The organism is Mitsuaria sp. GD03876 (assembly GCF_029840635.1).
GTDB lineage: Bacteria > Pseudomonadota > Gammaproteobacteria > Burkholderiales > Burkholderiaceae_C > Roseateles.
In genome coordinates this window covers 17,085-36,709 of sequence record NZ_JAOCCU010000026.1, presented here as the reverse complement: position 1 = coordinate 36,709, position 19,625 = coordinate 17,085, and the positions used below count along the sequence as shown (strand labels likewise).

The window sequence follows — 19,625 nt, the reverse complement described above, 5'->3', positions numbered from 1 at the left end:
CCCCGATCCCGTTGAAGTCCTTGCGAGGAACCGTCCCTTGGATCACCAACCGTTCACCACCGCGGTCCGCACCGCGCAGTTCCAGGACCTGGGCGACGTGCACTGCGAGCCGATCGCGATGACGGCCGCGTATGTCTTCCGCTCCGCCGCCGACGCCGCGCAGAAGTTCAGCGGCGCGGCGCCGGGCAACGTCTATTCGCGCTTCTCCAATCCGACGGTGCAGGCTCTGGAGCGCCGCCTGGCCGCGATGGAGCGGGCGGAGGCGGCGGTCGCCTTCTCCTCCGGCATGGCCGCGATCGTCGCGATGGCCCATGCCTGGGTGGCCATCGGCAAGAACATCGTCTGCTCCCGCGACGTCTTCGGCACCACGCTCACCGCCTTCCGGCAGTACTTCGGCAAGCTGGGCGTGGAGGTGCGGATCGTCGACCTGACCGACCTGGCGCAATGGGACGCGGCGATCGACGACGCCACCGCCTTCGCCTTCATGGAGACGCCGTCCAATCCGCTGCAGAGCGTCGGCGACATCGCGGCGGTCTCGCTGCTGGCGCATGCGCGCGGCGCGCTGCTGGTGGTCGACAACACGCTGCTCACGCCCTACCAGCAGAACCCGCTGCGCCTGGGCGCCGACGTCGTCATGCACTCCGCCGGCAAGTACATGGACGGCCATGGCCGCGTCGTCGCCGGCCTGGTCGTCGGCGCGGAGCGGCCGATGGCGGACCTGCGCGGCGTGCTGCGCGTCACCGGCGCGTCGCTCGGCGCGATGGACGCGTGGCTGCTGCTCAAGAGCCTGGAGACGCTGCACCTGCGCATGGCGGCGATCTCGTCCAACGCGCTGCAGCTCGCGCGCTGGCTGAAGGCCTCGCCGGCGGTGCTCGACGTGGCGTACACGGGCCTGGCGACGCATCCGCAGCATGCGCTGGCCGTCGCCCAGCAGTCGGGCTACGGCGGCGTGCTGAGCCTGCGCGTGCGCGGCGGGCGCGAGGCCGCCTGGTCGGTGGTGGACGGCCTGCGGCTGATCTCCATCGCGACCAGCATCGGCGACACCCGCACGATGATCACGCACCCGGCCTCGACCACGCACGGCAAGCTCTCGCTGGCCGAGCGCCAGCGGACCGGCATCGGCGAGGACCTGCTGCGGCTGTCGGTCGGGCTGGAGAACGTCTCCGACCTGATGGAGGACCTCGACCGCGCGATGGACGGGCTGCCCGAGCCGGCGCCGGAGCCGGCATCGGCATCGGCGGTGCCGCTCGCGCAGCACCGCGATCTCGCGTCGCTGAGCTGAAGCGGCGGAGCTTCCGTGGACGCCGCGATGCATGCCCTGATGAACCTGCTGTTCATGGCGGGCGTGAGCGCGCCCTTCCTGATCGCGGCGCTGCGGCCGTTGCCGCGCGCGGCTCGCGTGCTGCGGCTGGGCGTGGGGCTGGTCGCGATGGCCGCGTCGCTGGTGGCGGACCCGCTCAGCGTGGCGCTGTTGCAGGTGGACGGCGTGATGGCGATGGCCGGCTGCGGCCCCTGACGCGATCGACGCCGCGACGTCGGGAGGCGTTGCGCCCCCGCCGGGTCAGAACACCGGCGGCTCGCCCGCCAGCCGGCGCAGGTCGTCCATCAGCTGCAGCTGCTCATGCGCCTTGTCGTAGAAGCCGTCGGCGCCGTGCTTCTCGCACAGCGTGCGATAGAAATCGGGATCGCGGCCGCTGAGCACCCACAGCTTGCCGGTGTAGCCGCCCTGGCGGGCGCGCCGCAGCACATGCATGCCGGAACCCACCTCCAGGTTCAGGTCGACCAGCACGACGTCGGGCGCCAGCGCCGCGATCGCCTGCACCGCGTCCTCCTCGCTGTCCGCGTAGCCGACGACCTCGACGAAGGACAGGCCTTCGAACAGCCGCAGGAACTGCGTGCGAACGAACTCGGAATCCTCGACGAGCAGAACTCGCATGCCCTCCCCTTGCTCGAGCCGGAACGGCCGTGATTCTGGCCCGGGGCCGAATCACCCGGCAGCGGCAGGGACGTCCAGTTCGCAACCGGGCGTATCCGAGGGGGTCGCCGCGGCCGGCGCCGCGGGCCGCGCCGGACCGCGCGGTCTCAGAACACCGCGGCGATCGCGGTGCACACGCCGCCGACGCTGGCCGCCGAGGCGAGGAAGGTGACGTCGCGGCGTTCGCTGTCGCCCTTCCAGGCCATCAGCGCGACGATGGCCAGCGTGGCGGTGAACAGCAGGCCGGCGATGACAGGGGTACTGAGCTCGTTCAAGGCGTTTCGATCAAGGAATGGACGACGGGCCGCAGTGTGGGCGGACGCCCGCCGCGGCTCAATGCCGAACTTCCTTGCCGGCGGTTCGGTTTCACCGATCCCGCCGCGGCCGCCGTTCAGCCCAGGGTCACGGTCTTGGGCTCGAGGAAGGCCTCGAGGCCGGCCAGGCCGAACTCGCGCCCCTGTCCGGACTGCTTGACGCCCCCGAACGGCGCGAGCAGGTCCGGCGCCACGCGGTTGATCAGCACGGTCCCGGCCTCCAGCCGCGACGCCACGCGCCGCGCCCGGGCCGCGTCGGCCGAGAAGACATAGGCCTGCAGCCCGTACGGCGAGTCGTTGGCCACCGCGATCGCGTCGTCCTCCGAGTCGACCGGCAACACCGACAGCACCGGACCGAAGATCTCCTCGCGGGCGATGTCCATGTCGTTGCGCACGTCGGCGAAGACGGTGGGCCGCGCGAACCAGCCCTTCGGCAAGCCGTCCGGCCGGCCCGGTCCGCCGGCCACCAGCGTCGCGCCTTGCGCCAGGCCGCGGCCGATGAACTGCTGGATGCGGTCGAACTGCGCCTGGCTGGCCATCGGGCCGATCGTGGTCGCGGGATCGCCGGGGTCGCCGACCCGCATCGCGGCGACGGCGCCGCGCAGCCGCTCGACGACCTCGTCCATCCGGCCCCGCGGCACCAGCAGGCGCGTGCCCGCCACGCACGCCTGCCCGCTGTTCATGAAGGCGGCGCCCAGCGCCAGCGGGATCGCGGCGGCCAGGTCGGCGTCGTCGAGCAACAACGAGGCCGACTTGCCCGACAGCGCCAGGCTGACGCGCTTCATCGTGTCGACGGCGGCGCGGGCGATGCGCTTGCCGGTCGCCGTCGAGCCGGTGAACGACAGCTTGGCCACGCCGGGATGGGTGACGATCTCGTCGCCGACCTCCTCGCCGCGACCGATGACCAGGTTGACGACCCCGGGCGGCACGCCGGCCTCGTGGACCGCGCGGGCGAAGATCTCGGCCTGCCAGGGGCTGAGCTCGCTGGGCTTGAGCACGCTGGCGCAGCCGGCCGCGATCGCCGCGGCCAGCTTGCTGGCCAGGGTTCCCGCCGCCGCGTTCCAGGGCGCGAAGAGCCCGGCCACGCCGACCGGCGTCATCACGAGCGTCGAGGCGCCGTCGGCCCCCACGGGCCGCTCGAAGGCGTAACCGGCCAGCAGGCGCGCCGCGTCGCCGAAGCATTGCGCCGCGTACTGGGCGACCCATTGGGAGCGGGCCATCGGGCCGCCGTACTCCAGGATCGACGCCTCGCGCAACGCGTCGGCGTTGGCCAGCATCGCGTCCCGCAGCCGCTCCAGCAGCGCGACCCGCGCCACCACCGTCGATCGCCCGAACGTGGCCTGGGCCCGCATCGCCGCCTCGATCGCGCGGCGCGCGTCCTCGCGCCGGCCGAGGCGGGCCCGCCCGATCGCCTGCCCGGTGGCCGGGTTCAGGAGTTCGACGACCTCGTCGCCGGTCGCCGGCACGAAGGCGCCGTCGATGTAGTGCTGGTCGAAAGTCCGCATGGCAAGTCCTGGTCGGGTGGATCGGTGCCGCCACTGTAGGCAGCGGCCACCATTCCGATAAGCCAGTCAATGCTGGACGCGTCGTCCCGGATCACGGAACAATCGCCGCATGCGCAAGGACAGCCTGACCGAGTTCGAAGTGGTGCTGGCCGTCGCGCGCCGGCAGGGATTCCGGCCGGCGGCGGTGGAGCTGGAGATGTCGACCTCCGCGGTGAGCAACGCGGTGGCGGGCCTGGAGGCGCGGCTGGGCGCGCGGCTGTTCCATCGCACGACCCGCAGCGTCTCGCTGACCGAGGCGGGCCGGCGATTCGTCGAGCGCATCGCGCCGGCGGTCTCGCAGATCCAGGAGGCGGTCGCCGCCGCGGGCGACCGGGCGCGGCCGCCGACCGGCCCGCTGCGGATCAACAGCTCGCTGGGCGCGGCGCAGATGGTGTTCCGGCCGGTGCTGGCTGAGTTCCTGCGCCGGCATCCCGGCGTCACGCTGGACGTGGTCACCGAAGGACGGCTGGTGGAAATCGTCGCCGAGGGCTTCGACGCCGGCCTGCGCCTCGCGCCGCAGGTGCCGCGCGACATGATCCGGGTCCCGATCGGGCCGCCCCCGCGGCTGGCGGTCGTCGGATCGCCGGACTACTTCGAACGCCATGGCACCCCGGCGGCGCCGGCGGAACTGACGCGCCACGCCTGCATCCGGGCGCGCCTGCCCAGCGGGCTGGCGTCGCCCTGGGAGTTCGCCGCCACGCACGGCGGGACGGCGCGGCGCGCCAAGGCGCCGGCCACGCAGGCCGTCGACGTCCCGGGGCCGATGGTGCTGGACTCGCCGCTGCTGATGCTGGAGGCGGCCCGCGCCGGACTCGGGCTGGCGCAGGTCGCCGAGTGGTACGTCGAGGAGGACCTCCGCGCCGGCCGGCTGCGCCGGGTGCTGGACGGCTGGGCCGCCCCGCTGCCGCCCCTGTGCCTGTACTACGCCGGGCACCGCCACATCCCGGCGGCCTTGCGCGCCCTGATCGACCTGATCCACGAGCTTCCCCGCTGAGGATCCGCCACCCGACTTGGGCGAGGCTCGCCCGGCCCCTGGTGAAAACGCTGAGAAAAACAGCCCGGCGGCGGCCTGTTTGCGCTTTGAAGGGTCATGGCCGCGCGGCAAAATCGGCAGTCAACACGACATCGTCCAGGGACCCGATCCACATGCTCAGCCAGGCCATCACGCCGCGCGAATTCGAGCGCCGCCGCGAGCAGTTGGCCGACCTCCAGCGCTACCTGTCGTCCCTGGAAGCCGACTACGCCGACTGCCGCGCGCGCATGCAGCGCTTCGTCGACCGCTACGTCGCCGCGCTGGGCCCGCTGTACATGGAGCTGGACGCGCTCGAATCGCAGCTCTACTGCGCGATGCGCTACCTGCACGACGCCCTGGCCCGCAACGGCCTGGACACCCGCGCGCCCGAACCGCCCCGCGCCAGCGCGATGCCTCAGCTGCCGGTGCTGCCCGCCGGTGCCCCGCTCCCGGCCGAGCCCGAGGGCGGGCTGGTCCAGGTGGGCCCGCCGCCGCTCAAGACGCTGTACCGGCGCGCCGCCAAGCGGCTGCATCCGGACCTGGCGCCGGACGACGCCGAACGCATCCACCGCGAACGCAAGATGGCCGAGGTCAACGAGGCCTACGCCGCCGGCGACCGCGGCCGGCTGGAAGCCCTGCTGCTGACCGCCGGCGAAAGCCCGGTCAAGGTCCGCGGCGGCGACGCCGACGCGGTCATGGAATGGCTGCGCGGCGCCGAACGCGCGGTCCAGGGCCGGCTGCGGGTGGTCCAGGCCCACCTGGCGCTGCTGAAGAGCCACACGATGCACGAGCTCGGCGAGTCGATCGAACGCGCCGAGAAGAAAGGCCTGGACCCGCTGGGCATCATGGCCAACCGGCTGCGCGCCCAGATCACCGAGCGCCGCCAGGAGCTCTACATCGGCCAGCGCCTGCAGCCCGAGTCCAGCATGGCCGAAGCCTTCCTGCGCCAGCGCCAGCAACGCCTGGGCGGGGGCATCGCCGCCTCCCATTGAGCACCGCTGGCGAACGCCGGCCGCCGTTGGCGCCGCCGCCCGGCGACTCGTCGCAACCCGATGGTTCCCACCCGCCCGGCGCGGGACAGTCGCGTCCATTCCGACACGACCTGGAGCCCGCCATGCAACACGCCGCCCCTTCCCTCCTCGACATCCTGAACCACATCCCGCTGTTCGTCTGGGCCATCCTGGCCGCCATCCTGGCGATGGGCTTCAAGCTCAGCCGCGCCACGACGATGGCCACCCGCCGCGTCGTGATCCTGCCCATCGTCTGGCTGGTGATCGGCCTGATGGGCGTGCGCAGCGGCGCCGGCCTGTTCAGCCCCGCCGGCGGCGCCTGGGCCCTGGGCCTGCTGGCCGGCGCGGGCCTGGTCCGCGCGCTGCGCTGGCCCGGCCAGGTGCGCTACGACGTGGCCGAGCGCCGCTTCCACGTGCCCGGCAGCTGGATCCCGATGGGGCTGATGCTCAGCATCTTCGTGCTCAAGGCCTATGCCGCGATGACGCTGGCGGTGCATCCGGCCGTCGCCCACCAGCTCGGCTTCGCCGTCGGCACCAGCGCCGCCTTCGGTTTCCTCAGCGGTTGCTTCCTGGGCCGTTCGCTGAGCATCCTGAGCGCCCGTCCCCGCCCGGCCGCCGCCGTCGCCGCCTGAGGCGGACGCCCTTGCCCCCGACGCCTGACGCCTGAAACCGCCCCCGCCCGCCTGCCGTCCCCCGCGACCACCCGACCGACCCGATGACCGCTTCCGCCCGCCCCCTCACCCTCGCCTGGTGGCTCAAGCAGCTGATGGTCGTCTCGATCATCGCGGTGGTCATCTCGCTGGCGCTGGTGGCGGTGCTGGGGCAGCCGCTGGGTTCGACGCTGGTCTACTGCTTCTTCATCTCGCTGTGCTGCAGCACCTGCATCAATGGGCTGCGCTTCGCGCTGAGCGCGCTCCGCCGCGCGGTGCTGCGGCGACTGGGCCGGGCGCCGGCCGAACCGGCCGACCGCGACGGCTGGCCGGGTTGGCCGCTGATGGTGGTCAGCCTGGTGCTGGGCACGATGGTCGGTTACTCGCTCGGCGTGGAGATCGCCAACGCCGTCACCGGGCTGCGCGAGCACAGCCTGATGTCGATCTCGCTGCGCCGCGCGGTCGGCGTGATGGTGGTGTCGCTGATCCCGGGCTTCGCCGCCACCGGCTTCTTCCTGCACCGCCATCGCCTGGCCGATGCCGAGGCCCGCGCCGAGACGCTGCGCCGCCAGGCCGCCGAGACGCAGCTGCGGCTGCTCGAATCGCAGCTCGAGCCCCACATGCTGTTCAACACGCTGGCCAACCTGCGGGTGCTGATCGGCCTGGACGCGGAACGGGCGCAGGCGATGCTCGACCACCTGATCGCCTTCCTGCGCGCGACGCTGTCGGCCTCGCGGGCCGAGCGCCACCCGCTCAAGGACGAGTTCGCGCGCCTGGCCGACTACCTGGCCCTGATGCAGGTGCGCATGGGCGCGCGGCTGCGTTTCGCCTTCGAGTTGCCGCCGGCGCTGGCCGAGGTCGCGGTGCCGCCGCTGCTGCTGCAGCCGCTGGTGGAGAACGCGATCAAGCACGGCCTGGAGCCGCATGTCGGCGGCGGTTCGCTGACGGTGCGCGCCGCGCGCGACGGCGACCGGCTGGTGCTGGACGTCGAGGACGACGGCGCCGGCTTCGACCCGGCGGCGGCGCCGACGCCGGGCGGCGGCTTCGGCACGACGCAGGTCCGCGAACGCCTCGCGGTCGCTTGCGGGCCGGACGCCGCGCTGGACGTGCGCCGCCGCGACGGCGGCGGCACGATCGCGCGCATCCGCCTGCCGATGCCCACCCCCTTCACGCCGACTTGAGGTCCCCGATGCCCACCGCCCTGATCGCCGAAGACGAGGAACTGCTGGCCGCCCACCTGCGCCAGGAACTGCGGGCGCTGTGGCCCGAGCTGGACGTGGTCGCGATGGCGACCCACGGCGAGGAAGCGGTGGACCTGGCCCTGCGGCACCGGCCCGCGGTGTGTTTCCTCGACATCCGCATGCCCGGCATGACCGGCCTGGAGGCCGCCACGCAGCTGGCCGACGACTGGCCCGACGACACGCCGTTCCCGCTGCTGGTCTTCGTCACCGCCTACGACCAGTTCGCGCTGCAGGCCTTCGAGCGCGCGGCCGTCGACTACGTGCTCAAGCCGGTGCAGCGCGAGCGGCTCGGCCAGACGGTGACGCGGCTGCAGGCGGCGCTGGCGCAGCGGCAGGCGCCGCCGGCGGCGCTGGCCTCGGCGATCGAGCAGTTGCGCGGCCTGCTCGGCGGCGCGGCCGGGGCGACGCCCGCTGTCGCGTCCGCCGTGGCGGGACCGGCGGCGACCGCGCCGCTGCGCCACCTGCAGGTCGGCGTCGGCGACGCGATCGTGATGCTGCCGGTGGACGAGGTGGTCTACCTCGAGGCGGCGGACAAGTACGTCCGCGTGCTCACCGCGGACCAGGAGTACCTGGTGCGGATCTCGCTGCGCGAGTTGCTCCCGCAACTCGACCCGCAGCGCTTCTGGCAGGTCCACCGCGGCCACATCGTGCATGTCGACGCGATCGACCGCGTCCACCGCGACGACACCGGCAAGCTCACGCTGCGGCTGCGCCGCCGGCCCGAGCGGCTGGCAGTGAGCCGCATGTACGCCTCGTTGTTCAAGGCGCTGTGAACCCGGCTCCCTGAGCGAGGGCGCCGGGCGCCGCCTTGGCGCTCAAAGGACGAAGGTCGCGCCGGTCTGCGACAGGCGGATCGTCAGGTCCGGACCGCTGTCCGAGGACACCAGGATCCGCTGGTCGAAGAGCGTGCGGTCGTCGCCGGGATAGGTCTGGCCCAGGCCGTCCTTGTCGATCCACAGCGACACCGTGCCGTCGGCCAGCACCTCCTTGCGGAAGAACCGGGCGAGCTGCGCCGGGGACGTGTCGTTCGGGTTCGCCCGCAGGCCGCCGATCTCGAGCACGTCGCCCTGCCGCTTGTCGTAGCCGTGCACCCAGTCCATCCCGCCGCGACTCGACAGTTGCTGCCAGATGAACCGGTCGGCGTTCACACTGCCGTACAGGTGGTCGGTGTCGAGGCTCGAGGTCGCGGTCCACGCAGTGAGGCCGGCGTTGAACGCCGCGTGAGCGATCTGCATGTTCGGCGGCGACGACTGCTTCGTCGCCTCGATCGCGTTGGCGGACAGGCCGGCGGGGGTGGACTCGCCGCGCATCGAGGCGAAGGCGGCGTTGCCCGCCTGGTCGATGGCGACGACCATGTACATGTCGCTCGGCAAGGTCAGGACATGGGCCTTGGCATCCTGGCCTGGAACGACCAGTTGCGTCATCGCGGCCCGGCCAACGTCGAGATAGCTTTCCGCGCTGCCGGTGTTAGGGGTGCCCACCGGGATCACCGCGACCTGTACCTGCTCATCGGTCTGCAGCCGCCAGTACATCTCCCGGTTCGTTCGATCATGGGTCCAGAGCCCCGACACCGTCGGCGCCTGGTTCTCCATCGTGAGGTTCAGGACCGTGTCGCCGCTCCAGTTGCCGGCCAGGTCCTGCTGGCGGATCTTCAGCTCATGCGCGCCGTCGGCGAGCGCCGCGAGGTTCAGCCGGTCGCCGCTGCCCGTCGCGTAGGCCTTGCCGTCGACGCTGCATGACCAGGTCGCGCCCGGCGCCAGGCCCAGCTGGATCCAGGTGTCGTCATTCACCCGGTTGCTCACGTAGAAGTCAGACCCGTCCGGCAGCTTCGCGGCGAAATGGTCCCGCGCCGGACTGCGCAGCGTCGCGGTCGGCGCCTCGGCCGAGCGGTCCAGCGTGAAGTCCAGCGGCTGGGTCGCGCTGACATTGCCGGCGCGGTCGGTCTGCTGGACCCAGACCCTCTTGAGGCCGTCCGCGCCGAACGCCGCCGACGGGATCGAGTCGCCCTGGCCCTCGGTCCAGGTCACGCCGTCGAGGCTGTACTTCCAGGTCGCGCCCGCCTCCAGGCCCGTCACGCTCACCCGCGCCTCGCTGGTGACACCGTCGGTGGCGCTGGCGCCGGTGTCGCGCGTCAGGGTCGCCACCGGCGCCAGGGCGACGCGGTCGAGCACCACGGGCAGCCTGGCGACCGGTCCTTCGTTGCCGGCGTCGTCCGTCTGGCGGACCCAGATCTCCTTCGCGCCATCGGCGCCGAGGTGGCGCGCCTCGATCGTCGAGCCGACGCCCTCCGGCCAGGTCGTCCCGCCGTCGACGCTGAAGGACCAGCGCGCGCCGGGCTCCAGGCCGTCGATGCGCAGCGTGCCGTCACGCGTCACGCCGTCGGACGCCGAGACGCCGGTGTCCGACACCAGCGACACGCCGGGCTCCCCGGGGGCGACCGTGTCGAGGTCGAACCGCAGGGGGCTTTCGGCGCTGCGGCCGCCCTGCGCGTTGACCTGCGCGACCAGCAGCGACTTGGCGCCGTCGGCGCCCAGCGCGGCCGGCGCCAGCGCGGTCCCGGCGCCCGGGTGCCAGGTCTTGCCGCCGTCGAGCGAGTAGGTCCAGGTCGCGCCCGGTTCGAGGCCCTCGACGCGGATCTCGCCGGCGATGCCGAGCAAGTCGGCGCGGACCGCCTTCGGCGAGACCAGCGTCAGGCCCGGTGCCGCGGGCGCGGGCACCGGTTGCGGGTCGGGATCCGGCTTCGGTTGAGGGTCCGGATCGGGCTTCGGGTCCGGTTTCGGGTCCGGTTTCGGCTCGGGTTCGGGCTTCGGATCGGGGTCCGGTTTGGGTTGAGGCTCCGGATCGGGTCTCGGCTGCGGGTCCGGTTTCGGATCCGGTTTCAGCTCGGGTTCGGGTTCGGGCTTCGGATCGGGATCCGGCTTGGGATGAGGCTCCGGATCGGGTTTCGGTTGAGGCACGGGTTCCGGTTCCGGTTCCGGCTTCGGTTGCGGATCGGGCGTGGGCCGTGGGTCGGGATCCGGCTTCGGCTTCGGTTGGGGTTCCGGATCGGGCTTCGGCCTCGATTCGGGCTCCGGACGGGGCCCCGGTTCGGGCTCGGGCCTGGCCTCGGCGCCATTGCCGCCGGACAGGGCCGCCGCCGAACCGGCCGCGATCGCCGCGCCCAGCAGCCAGGTCACCATCGCCGCGATGGACTTCTCGGTGGAGCGGTCGTCCGACGCGGCAACCGCCGCCACGCCAGCCTCGGCACCCTCGCGGCCCTCGCGGCCCTCGCCGCCCTCGCGGCCTTCGCCGCCCTCCTCGGGCGAGGCGTCGGTCGCCGGGTCGTCATCCGCCGCGTCATGACGTCGCTTCGGCTTGCGGCGCGCGGCGACAGGCGTCGCGGCAGGTGCGGGGGAAGAAGGGCCAGGGGGTGTCGGCGGGGTGTCAGGGTGCAACATGGGTTGTCAACGGATCGCTCTGTGAGGAGCCGCGAGTATCAAAACGACACCCGGCCCGTTCCATCACCTCGACCTGCCCACCCTATCGACAGCTTCCACCCATCGAAGTCGTCGATTCAACAAGCAAGTCAACCACGTCCGCGATGCGACCAAACCCCTCTGGGTCGCGGACGTCCCTGTCCCCGGATCGACCCGACGGCCCCACGTAGAATCCACGGCCTCATTCGAGCCCCCATTCATCGATGTCCAGCCACGACAAGACCGCCGGCGCTCACGCGTCCGACAAGACGGAGCCCGCCGTCAAGCCCAGCAACTTCCTGCGCGCCATCATCGAGCGCGACCTGGAGCAGGGCTTCCAGCCGGCGCGCCACTTCGGCGGCAGCCCGGGCGACGCGGCGCACCACGCCGCCGGCCCGCTGGACCCGGCCCGCATCCGCACCCGCTTCCCGCCCGAACCCAACGGCTACCTGCACATCGGCCATGCCAAGTCGATCTGCCTGAACTTCGGCCTGGCCCGGGACTACGGCGGCGTCTGCCACCTGCGCTTCGACGACACCAATCCGGAGAAGGAAGAGCAGGAATACGTCGACGCGATCAAGGAGATGGTCGCGTGGCTGGGCTGGAGCTGGGACGCGCCGGACGGCGCCGGCCACGAGACCAGCCACCTGTTCTACGCCAGCAACTACTTCGACTTCATGTACCGCGCCGCCGAGTACCTGGTGTCGCAAGGCCTGGCCTACGTCGACGAGCAGACGCCCGAGGAAATGCGCGCCAACCGCGGCGACTTCGGCACGCCCGGCAAGAACAGCCCGTTCCGCGACCGCTCGCCCGAGGACAACCTCGCCCGGCTGCGCGAGATGCGCGACGGCCGGCACCCGGACGGCGCGATGGTGCTGCGCGCCAAGATCGACATGGCGTCGCCCAACATCAACCTGCGCGACCCGGCGCTGTACCGCATCCGCCGCGCCACGCACCACAACACCGGTGACCAGTGGTGCATCTACCCGATGTACACCTACGCGCATCCGATCGAGGACGCGCTGGAATGCATCACCCACAGCGTCTGCACGCTGGAGTTCGAGGACCAGCGCCCGTTCTACGACTGGCTGCTCGAGCGCCTGGCCGAAGGCGGCCTGCTGGCCCGCCCGCTGCCGTACCAGTACGAGTTCGGCCGGCTCAACCTGAGCTACGTCGTCACGTCCAAGCGCAAGCTGCGCCAGCTGGTCGAGGACAAGCACGTCGACGGCTGGGACGACCCGCGCATGCCCACCCTGGTCGGCATGCGCCGCCGCGGCTACACGCCCGAGTCCATCCGCGCGATGGTCGAGAGCACCGGCGCCTCCAAGACCAACGCCTGGATCGACTACGCGGTGCTGGACGGCTACCTGCGCGCCGACCTCGAGGGCAAGGCCGCCCGCGCGATGGCGGTGCTGGACCCGGTCCGGCTCAAGCTCGAGAACTACGCCGAGATCTTCGGCTCGCTCGACCACCGCGAGCCCTGCGCCGCGCCGGCCCATCCGCATGTGCCCGAACTCGGCACCCGCCAGTTCAGCCTCGGACCCGAGCTGTGGATCGAGCGCGAGGACTTCATGGAGACGCCGCCCAAGGGCTACCACCGGCTCTTCCCCGGCAACAAGGCGCGGCTGAAGTACGGCTACGTGATCGAATGCACCGGCTGCGAGAAGGACGCCGACGGCACCGTCACCGCCGTGCTGGCCAAACTGGTGCCCGACACCAAGAGCGGCACGCCGGGCGCGGACGCGGTCAAGGTCAAGGGCGTCATCACCTGGGTCGGCGTCCACGAGGGCGTGGCCACCGAGCTGCGGCTGTACGACCGCCTGTTCACCGAGGCACAGCCCGATGCCGGCGAGCGCAACTTCCTGGAGCTGCTGAACCCGAACGCCAAGCGCGTCGCGCGCGGCTACCTGGAGCCGTCGCTCAAGGACGTGGCGCCCGACACCAAGGTGCAGTTCGAGCGCCACGGCTACTTCGTCGCCGACCGCGTCGACCACCGCGCGGGAGCGCCGGTGTTCAACAAGATCACCGGGCTGAAGGACAGCTTCGGCAAGTAAGCCTCAGACCGGCAGCACGGCGTCCGCCAGCGGCGGCGCCGTCACCAGGACGAGCAGCGGCGCCGGCGGCGGCGTCACGTGCAGCGAGACCGGCAGGCTGAGGGTCGGGCCGACGTTGCCCGCCGCGTCCACCAGGCGGGCGCGGACATCCACCTCGCCCTGGAGGCCGTCGAAGGCGGACTTCGGCACCTCGTCGCCGGCCCAGTCGACGAAGGGCCGGCCATCGATGCTCAACTGCAGCGTCGCCTCGGGATCGCGGCGGTCGATGACCATCGTCGGATCGGTGGTGTGGCCGTCGGACGGATCGACGCCGGTATCGTTCTTGAGCCGCAGCGCCGGGCGCACCGGCGGCGTCTGGTCCAGCGCGAACGGCAAACCCGCCGCAGGACTGTCCAGGCCCGCCACGTCCTGCTGGTAGACCGCCACCCGGCGCACGCCGTCGCCGCCGCCACCGGCCGCCTTCGTGACCGCCGCGGGAATGCGGTCGCCGCTGCCGGGCGTCCAGTCGGCGTCGCCCTCGAAGCGGTACCACCAGCGCGCGCCCGGCACGAGCCCCCGGACCAGCACCGTGCCGTCGTTCGTCACCGGCAGCCCGTCCGGCCGCGTGACCGGCGCGATCACCTGCAGGCCGAGCACCACGGTGCCTCCGGGCGACGACGGGATCCGCGCGTCCGGATCGAACGGCATCAGCGTCGACGACGCGCCCGGGCCCTCCGAGATCAGCTTCGTCGACGGCAGTCCGGTGCCGCGTCCGCCACCGCCACCGCCACCGCCAGACACGCCCGCGGCCATCGCCGCGCCAAGGCCCAGCCCGCCCAGCGCGAGCCAAGCCAGCGAGGGGCCGCCATCCCCCTCGTCGGGCGATACGTCCGCGGGCCACTCGGCCTTCTCAGCCTCCTCGGCCTCCTCGGCGACGTCGCCCTGATCGGCGGCATCGCCGGCATTCCCACCCTCGCCTCGCACCACCACCAGCATCGGCTTCCTCAACACCCGGAATCGGTTCATCGCAGCTCCAGAAAGGTTGCAACAGGGAACCGCCAGTGTTTGCCCCTCAGCCACTTCGCGCATCTGCCTCGAACAGTAGCCGTCAGGGGAACCAGCACGGACTCCAGTAGCCACGGTGACTGGAACTCGCGACACCCCATCACCCCGATCACCCCGGTCGGCCAAGCGCGGGCTCTTCACGGGGCATGGGGGATCCCTCCTGGACCCCCAAGCCCCATTCCGGCCCCACACACGCTCGCTGACTCCCCGTTGAACACCACCGCGCCGTGCGCGTGCGCCACGCCGCTGCGGTGGCCGCCGCATCGCGCCGTCCGTGCTGTCCGTGCTGTCCGCGCTGTCCGGCGCTGTCCGGCGCTGTCCGTGCGAGTGTCCGCGGACACTCCGGTCGTCGGGTGGCTGTAGCACAAGTGGTTGATCTGAAAGGGATTTCCTCGCTGGCGCGGGGTGGCATGGGGCTTGCAAACAAGTGCGGCATCGATCACATGAGACGCCCCCCGGACACCCCATGATTCGCGACACCTCCGCCCAGGACCAACCCATCGCCCGACCCCGCGGACGCCGCCGCCTCTGGCTCGCGGTGGGCGGCGCGGGCCTGCTCGCCGCCGCGTTCGCCGCCGCGCCCGCCGTGCAGCGGATGATGGGCAGCGGCAACTCGGTCAGCCTGCAGCGCCTGTCGGTCGCCACCGTGGAGATCGGCCCCCTGGTGCGCGACATCGCCGGCGAAGGCAAGGTCGTCGCCGCGATGAGCCCCACCGTCTACGCGCTGCACGGCGGCAACCTGGTGCTCAAGGTCAAGGCCGGCGACAAGGTCGCCAAGGACCAGTTGCTCGGCGAGATCGACAGCCCCGATCTGCGCGCCAAGCTAGCCCAGGAGCAGAGCAACGCCGACGCGCTGCGCACCGAGGCGCTGCGCGCCGAGGTCGACGGCCGCGAGCAGCGCGCCGCCCTGCGCTCGACCTACGAGAACGCCGCCATCGACCTGCAGACCGCCCGCAACGACCTCGACCGCCAGACCAAGGCCTACGACGCCGGCGCCGTCGCCGGCATGCAGGTGGAGAAGGCCCGCGACGCGCTCGAGAAAGCCCGCATCACCGCCGCCCACGCGCAGTCGGGCCTCGGCCTCAAGGACGATTCGCTGAAGTTCGAGCTGCAGTCCAAGCAGCAGGCGCTGCAGCGCCAGCAGCTGCTGGTGAAGGACCTGGAACGCCAGGTCGCCGAGCTCGCGTTGCGCTCGCCGGTGGACGGCCAGGTCGGCCAGCTGCTGGTGGCCGAGCGCGCCAACGTCGGCGCCGGCACCGGGCTGTTGACCGTCGTGGACCTGAGCGCGCTGGAAGTGCAGATGCAGGTGCCCGAGAGCTTCGCCCGCGACCTCGCCATCGGCATGCCCGGCGAGATCGCCGGCAACGGCCGCCAGTGGCGCGGACTGGTGAGCTCGGTGTCGCCCGAGGTGGTGAACAACGAGGTCGCCGCCCGCATCCGCTTCGACGGCGCCACGCCCGACCAGTTGCGCCAGAACCAGCGCCTGTCGGTCCGCGTGCTGCTGGACCGCCGCGAGAAGGTGCTGAGCGTCAACCGCGGCTCCTTCGTCGAGGACGGCGGCGGCCGCTTCGCCTACGTCGTGCAGGACGGCCAGGCGGTGAAACGCCCGATCCGGCTCGGCGCGCAGAGCCTGTCCAAGGTCGAGATCCTGGACGGCCTGAAGCCCGGTGAACGCATCGTCGTGTCCGGCACGCAGGCCTTCGACGGCGCCGAGCGCGTGACGCTGAGCCCCTGAGCCCCGGAGCCCATGCCCCCGTCCACCGACATCGATCCCGGCGCCCGCGCCCTCCCCCTTCCTCTTCCTTCATCCCCGAACCAACGCCCGCGAGGAACCTCATGCTGAAGATGCAATCGCTCTCCAAGGTCTACCGCACCGAAATGATCGAGACCTACGCCCTGCGCGACTTCAACCTGGACGTGCGCGAAGGCGAGTTCGTCGCGGTGACCGGGCCGTCGGGCTCGGGCAAGACGACCTTCCTGACCATCGCCGGGCTGCTGGAGGCCTTCACCGGCGGCCGCTACGAACTCGACGGCGTCGACGTCAGCGGCATGGACGACACGCAGCGCTCGCGCATGCGCAACGAGAAGATCGGCTTCATCTTCCAGGCCTTCAACCTGATCCCCGACCTGAATGTGCTGGACAACATCGAGGTGCCGCTGCGCTACCGCGGCATGAAGGCCGCCGAACGCCAGCGCCGCGCCCGCGACGCGCTGGCCCGCGTCGGCCTGTCCGCCCGCGAGCGCCACTACCCCGCCGAGCTGTCCGGCGGCCAGCAGCAGCGCGTGGCCATCGCCCGCGCGCTGGCCGGCGAGCCGCGCCTGCTGCTCGCCGACGAACCCACCGGCAACCTGGACAGCGCGATGGCGCGCAGCGTGATGGACCTGCTCGAGGAACTGCACCGCGACGGCGCCACCATCGTCATGGTCACGCACGATCCGCAGCTGGCCGCCCGCGCCCAGCGCAACGTGCACGTGATCGACGGCCAGGTCGTCGACATCGCCGCGGAGCTGCACATGGACCCCGCGCTGCTGCGCGCCGCCACGCCGGCCTCGGCCTGATGACGCCGACACCGCCCCACACGCTGCCCCGCTCCCCTGCCATGAAGCCGTCTTCCCCTTCGCCCGCCGCGCCCGAGCGCGCGGCCCCGGCCCACGGCGCGCGCCGACGCGCGGCCCGGCTGTCGCTGCTGGCATCGGTGGCGCTGCTGTGCGTGGGCTGCTGCCTGCCGGCCGCCGCCGAGGACCTGCTGGAGGTCTACGCGCAGGCCCGCGCCGCCGACCCGGTGCTGGCCGGCGCGCGCACGGTGCTCGGCCAGCAGCAGGAACTCGCCGTGCAGGCGCGCGCGCCGCTGCTGCCGCAGTGGTCCGCGCAGCTCAGCGAGGAACGCCGCCAGGACACCGGCGCCCGCCAGCACGGCCTGACCCACTCGCTGAGCCAGGTGCTGGTGGACCTGAGCCGGCTGCGCAGCTGGGACGCCGCCCGCACGCTGGTGGACGCCGAGGACGAGCGCGTGCGCGCCGCCGAGGCCGACCTGTGCGCCCGCGTCGCCCGCGCCTACTTCGGCGTGCTGACCGCGCAGGCGGCGCTGGAGACCGCGCAGGCGATCGAGGACGTCTACGGCCAGCAGGTCGCGCAGGCGCAGTCGCGCTTCGAGGCCAAGCTGTCGGCGTCGCTGGACGTGGAGCAGGCCCGCGCCTACTTCGAGCTGGCCCGCGGCAACACCGCGCAGACGCGCGAATCGCTGCTCGACGCGCGCCAGGCGCTGGCCGAGATCACCGGCCGCATGCCCGGCACGCTGTCGCCGCTGGCGCCGGAACTCGCGATGCTGATGCCCGATCCCGCCGACCCCGACGCCTGGGTGACGCAGGCGCTGCGCGACAACCCGTCGCTGCGGGCCGCCGCGCTGGCGGTGGACGCCGGCGACCAGCGCGTGGCCGCCGCGCGCGCCGCGCACCTGCCCACGCTGAGCGCCGGCCTGGACGGCCAGCGGCTGTCGGGCCTGGCCGCCGGCGACGCCGCGGGCCGCTACAACGCCACCGTCGGACTGAAGCTGACGATCCCGCTGTTCGCCGGCGGCGCCGTCGAATCGCAGAAGCGCCAGGCCGTGTTCCAGCGCGAGCAGCTGCGCGACGCGCTCGAGGGCGCCCGCCGCGCGATGACCCGCGAGACGCAGGCGCAGTACCAGGCGGTGCTGTCGTCGCTGAGCCAGATGCGCACCGCCGGCACCGCCGTGCAGGCCGCGGAGAAGGCGCTGGCCTCGACCCGCAGCGGCATGGACCTGGGCCTGCGCACGATGACCGACCTGCTGCTGGCGATCCAGACGCAGAGCAACGCCCGCAACGCCTGGGAACAGGCCCGCCACCGCTACGTGCTGTCCAAGCTGCTGCTGCAGCAGGCGGCCGGCGCGCTGGGCGAGCCGCAACTGGCCGCCGTGAACACGCTGCTGGGCGCCGCGCCCGCCGCGGCGCCGGCCCGGCAATGAGATGAGAGGGGACCCACGATGCTGACCTACTACCTCGAACTGGCCTTCCGGGCCTTCCGCAGCCACCGCGGCCTGACCGCGCTGATGCTGCTGTCCATCGCGATGGGCGTGGCCGCCTGCATGACGACGCTGACGCTGTTCCACGTCATGTCCGGCGATCCGATCCCGCACAAGAGCGCCCGGCTGTTCCGCGTGCAGCTGGACGCCGACCTGACCCGCGACTGGCAGCCCGGCGAGGAGCCGATGCAGCAGCTGACCCGCTTCGACGGCGAGGCGCTGCTGCGCGCCAAGCGCGCGGTGCACCAGGTGCTGATGACCGGCGCCTTCATCGCGATCGATCCGGCCGGCTCGGGCGACGCGGCGCAACCGCCGTTCTTCACCGGCGGGCGCTACACGTCGGCGGACTTCTTCCCGATGTTCGAGCCGCCGTTCCGCTACGGCAACGGCTGGACCGCCGCCGACGACGCCGCCGAGGCCCGCGTCGCGGTGATCTCCAGCACGCTCAACGACAAGCTGTTCGGCGGCCAGGACAGCCGCGGCAAGACGGTGCGGCTGCGCGACAAGGACTTCACCGTCGTGGGCGTGCTCAAGCCCTGGCGCCCGGCGCCCCACTACTTCGACCTGACGCTGGGCGAGTACGCGAAGGCGGCCGACGTCTACATCCCGCTGTCCACGTCGCTGGGGCTGCGCTTCGGCGGCTCGGGCAACATGAACTGCTGGGGCCGCAACGACGGCGTCGACCCGCGCTCGCTCAACGCGCCCTGCGCCTGGCTGCAGTACTGGGTGCAGCTGGACACGCCGCAGCAGACGGCCGACTACCTGACCTTCCTGACGCAGTACTCCGAGCAGCAGCGCCAGGCCGGCCGCTTCGAGCGTCCGCCCAACCCCCGGCTGAGCCCGGTGATGACCTGGCTGAGCATCCGCAAGGTGGTGCCCAGCGACATCAAGCTGCAGGTCTGGCTGGCCTTCGGTTTCCTGGTGGTGTGCCTGACCAACACGGTGGGCCTGCTGCTGGCCAAGTGCCTGCGCCGCAGCGGCGAGATCGGCGTGCGCCGCGCGCTGGGCGCGCCGCGCTCGCAGATCTTCCTGCAGTTCCTGGTGGAGGCCGGCAGCCTGGGCATCGTCGGCGGCCTGCTGGGGCTGGTGCTGACCTGGGGCGGCCTGTGGGTCGTGCGCCAGAGCCCGACGGACTACGCGCAGCTCGCGCAGCTGGACTGGTCGATGCTGGCCACGACGCTGGGCGTGTCGCTGGCGGCCAGCCTGCTGGCCGGGCTGCTGCCCGCCTGGCGCGCCTGCCAGATCACCCCCGCGATCCAGCTCAAGACGCAGTGAGCGCCAAGGAG

17 protein-coding genes are annotated in these 19,625 nt (G+C 72.4%); 12 read left to right on the top strand and 5 right to left on the bottom strand.

The window, feature by feature from the left end:
* Positions 1–37: 37 nt before the first annotated feature.
* Both N5D62_RS16980 and N5D62_RS16975 read left to right on the top strand, forming a co-directional pair.
* Complete coding sequence (locus tag N5D62_RS16980; RefSeq protein WP_279759041.1) at positions 38–1,282, top strand: aminotransferase class I/II-fold pyridoxal phosphate-dependent enzyme; 1,245 nt, start codon at positions 38–40, stop codon at positions 1,280–1,282.
* A 27-nt stretch (positions 1,283–1,309) separates the two neighbouring features.
* On the top strand, positions 1,310–1,516 hold the full coding sequence (locus N5D62_RS16975; protein ID WP_279759040.1) for a hypothetical protein: 207 nt from the start codon (positions 1,310–1,312) through the stop codon (positions 1,514–1,516).
* 45 nt (positions 1,517–1,561) lie between these two features.
* On the opposite strand, the gene N5D62_RS16970 is transcribed toward N5D62_RS16975, so the two are convergent.
* From N5D62_RS16970 to N5D62_RS16960, 3 genes are all read right to left on the bottom strand, one after another.
* Positions 1,562–1,936 (bottom strand): response regulator transcription factor, encoded by a 375-nt coding sequence (locus tag N5D62_RS16970; RefSeq protein ID WP_279759039.1) that lies wholly within the window; start codon positions 1,934–1,936, stop codon positions 1,562–1,564.
* A gap of 146 nt (positions 1,937–2,082) precedes the next feature.
* A complete protein-coding gene (locus tag N5D62_RS16965) occupies positions 2,083–2,250 on the bottom strand; it encodes a hypothetical protein (RefSeq protein ID WP_279759038.1) in 168 nt (55 codons plus the stop codon).
* Positions 2,251–2,366: 116 nt separating this feature from the next.
* Entirely contained in the window at positions 2,367–3,794 is a 1,428-nt protein-coding gene (locus N5D62_RS16960; protein WP_279759037.1) for an aldehyde dehydrogenase family protein, read from the bottom strand.
* 109 nt (positions 3,795–3,903) lie between these two features.
* Between N5D62_RS16960 and N5D62_RS16955 the strand changes: the two genes are divergently transcribed.
* The 5 genes from N5D62_RS16955 to N5D62_RS16935 all read left to right on the top strand — a co-directional run bounded on the left by N5D62_RS16955 (position 3,904) and on the right by N5D62_RS16935 (position 8,519).
* Entirely contained in the window at positions 3,904–4,827 is a 924-nt protein-coding gene (locus tag N5D62_RS16955; RefSeq protein ID WP_279759036.1) for a LysR family transcriptional regulator, read from the top strand.
* Between the two features lie 152 nt (positions 4,828–4,979).
* Positions 4,980–5,837, top strand: coding sequence for a hypothetical protein (locus N5D62_RS16950; protein ID WP_279759035.1), 858 nt, complete (start codon positions 4,980–4,982; stop codon positions 5,835–5,837).
* A gap of 122 nt (positions 5,838–5,959) precedes the next feature.
* The gene (locus tag N5D62_RS16945) at positions 5,960–6,487 is read left to right on the top strand and encodes a DUF6622 family protein (RefSeq protein ID WP_279759034.1); all 528 of its coding nucleotides are present in this window, start codon (positions 5,960–5,962) and stop codon (positions 6,485–6,487) included.
* A gap of 83 nt (positions 6,488–6,570) precedes the next feature.
* Entirely contained in the window at positions 6,571–7,686 is a 1,116-nt protein-coding gene (locus N5D62_RS16940) for a histidine kinase (RefSeq protein ID WP_279759033.1), read from the top strand.
* A gap of 8 nt (positions 7,687–7,694) precedes the next feature.
* Positions 7,695–8,519, top strand: coding sequence for a LytTR family DNA-binding domain-containing protein (locus N5D62_RS16935; RefSeq protein ID WP_279759032.1), 825 nt, complete (start codon positions 7,695–7,697; stop codon positions 8,517–8,519).
* Between the two features lie 42 nt (positions 8,520–8,561).
* Here the strand turns inward: N5D62_RS16935 and N5D62_RS16930 are convergent, their stop codons facing one another.
* Entirely contained in the window at positions 8,562–11,183 is a 2,622-nt protein-coding gene (locus tag N5D62_RS16930; RefSeq protein WP_279759031.1) for an Ig-like domain-containing protein, read from the bottom strand.
* Between the two features lie 242 nt (positions 11,184–11,425).
* Here N5D62_RS16930 and N5D62_RS16925 point away from each other — a divergent pair, with 242 nt between their 5' ends.
* Positions 11,426–13,255, top strand: coding sequence for a glutamine--tRNA ligase/YqeY domain fusion protein (locus N5D62_RS16925; protein WP_279759030.1), 1,830 nt, complete (start codon positions 11,426–11,428; stop codon positions 13,253–13,255).
* A gap of 3 nt (positions 13,256–13,258) precedes the next feature.
* Here N5D62_RS16925 and N5D62_RS16920 read toward each other — a convergent pair whose 3' ends face one another.
* The gene (locus N5D62_RS16920; RefSeq protein WP_279759029.1) at positions 13,259–14,260 is read right to left on the bottom strand and encodes a hypothetical protein; all 1,002 of its coding nucleotides are present in this window, start codon (positions 14,258–14,260) and stop codon (positions 13,259–13,261) included.
* A 505-nt stretch (positions 14,261–14,765) separates the two neighbouring features.
* Between N5D62_RS16920 and N5D62_RS16915 the strand changes: the two genes are divergently transcribed.
* From N5D62_RS16915 to N5D62_RS16900, 4 genes are all read left to right on the top strand, one after another.
* The gene (locus N5D62_RS16915) at positions 14,766–16,034 is read left to right on the top strand and encodes an efflux RND transporter periplasmic adaptor subunit (protein WP_279759028.1); all 1,269 of its coding nucleotides are present in this window, start codon (positions 14,766–14,768) and stop codon (positions 16,032–16,034) included.
* A 101-nt stretch (positions 16,035–16,135) separates the two neighbouring features.
* Positions 16,136–16,858: an ABC transporter ATP-binding protein gene (locus N5D62_RS16910; protein ID WP_279759027.1), complete on the top strand. Its 723-nt coding sequence runs from the start codon at positions 16,136–16,138 to the stop codon at positions 16,856–16,858.
* Positions 16,859–16,899: 41 nt separating this feature from the next.
* Positions 16,900–18,282, top strand: a complete 1,383-nt coding sequence (locus N5D62_RS16905) for a TolC family outer membrane protein (RefSeq protein ID WP_279759026.1) — start codon at positions 16,900–16,902, stop codon at positions 18,280–18,282.
* An 18-nt stretch (positions 18,283–18,300) separates the two neighbouring features.
* Positions 18,301–19,614, top strand: coding sequence for an ABC transporter permease (locus N5D62_RS16900; RefSeq protein WP_279759025.1), 1,314 nt, complete (start codon positions 18,301–18,303; stop codon positions 19,612–19,614).
* Positions 19,615–19,625 lie beyond the last annotated feature (11 nt).

Coding starts and splice junctions, on each gene's coding strand:
- N5D62_RS16915 (WP_279759028.1), top strand. CDS start 14,766: ATGATTCGCGACACCTCCGCCCAGGACCAACCCATCGCCCGACCCCGC.
- N5D62_RS16960 (WP_279759037.1), bottom strand. CDS start 3,794: ATGCGGACTTTCGACCAGCACTACATCGACGGCGCCTTCGTGCCGGCG.
- N5D62_RS16950 (WP_279759035.1), top strand. CDS start 4,980: ATGCTCAGCCAGGCCATCACGCCGCGCGAATTCGAGCGCCGCCGCGAG.
- N5D62_RS16920 (WP_279759029.1), bottom strand. CDS start 14,260: ATGAACCGATTCCGGGTGTTGAGGAAGCCGATGCTGGTGGTGGTGCGA.
- N5D62_RS16935 (WP_279759032.1), top strand. CDS start 7,695: ATGCCCACCGCCCTGATCGCCGAAGACGAGGAACTGCTGGCCGCCCAC.
- N5D62_RS16975 (WP_279759040.1), top strand. CDS start 1,310: ATGCATGCCCTGATGAACCTGCTGTTCATGGCGGGCGTGAGCGCGCCC.
- N5D62_RS16955 (WP_279759036.1), top strand. CDS start 3,904: ATGCGCAAGGACAGCCTGACCGAGTTCGAAGTGGTGCTGGCCGTCGCG.
- N5D62_RS16970 (WP_279759039.1), bottom strand. CDS start 1,936: ATGCGAGTTCTGCTCGTCGAGGATTCCGAGTTCGTTCGCACGCAGTTC.
- N5D62_RS16940 (WP_279759033.1), top strand. CDS start 6,571: ATGACCGCTTCCGCCCGCCCCCTCACCCTCGCCTGGTGGCTCAAGCAG.
- N5D62_RS16900 (WP_279759025.1), top strand. CDS start 18,301: ATGCTGACCTACTACCTCGAACTGGCCTTCCGGGCCTTCCGCAGCCAC.
- N5D62_RS16905 (WP_279759026.1), top strand. CDS start 16,900: ATGAAGCCGTCTTCCCCTTCGCCCGCCGCGCCCGAGCGCGCGGCCCCG.
- N5D62_RS16945 (WP_279759034.1), top strand. CDS start 5,960: ATGCAACACGCCGCCCCTTCCCTCCTCGACATCCTGAACCACATCCCG.
- N5D62_RS16910 (WP_279759027.1), top strand. CDS start 16,136: ATGCTGAAGATGCAATCGCTCTCCAAGGTCTACCGCACCGAAATGATC.
- N5D62_RS16930 (WP_279759031.1), bottom strand. CDS start 11,183: ATGTTGCACCCTGACACCCCGCCGACACCCCCTGGCCCTTCTTCCCCC.
- N5D62_RS16925 (WP_279759030.1), top strand. CDS start 11,426: ATGTCCAGCCACGACAAGACCGCCGGCGCTCACGCGTCCGACAAGACG.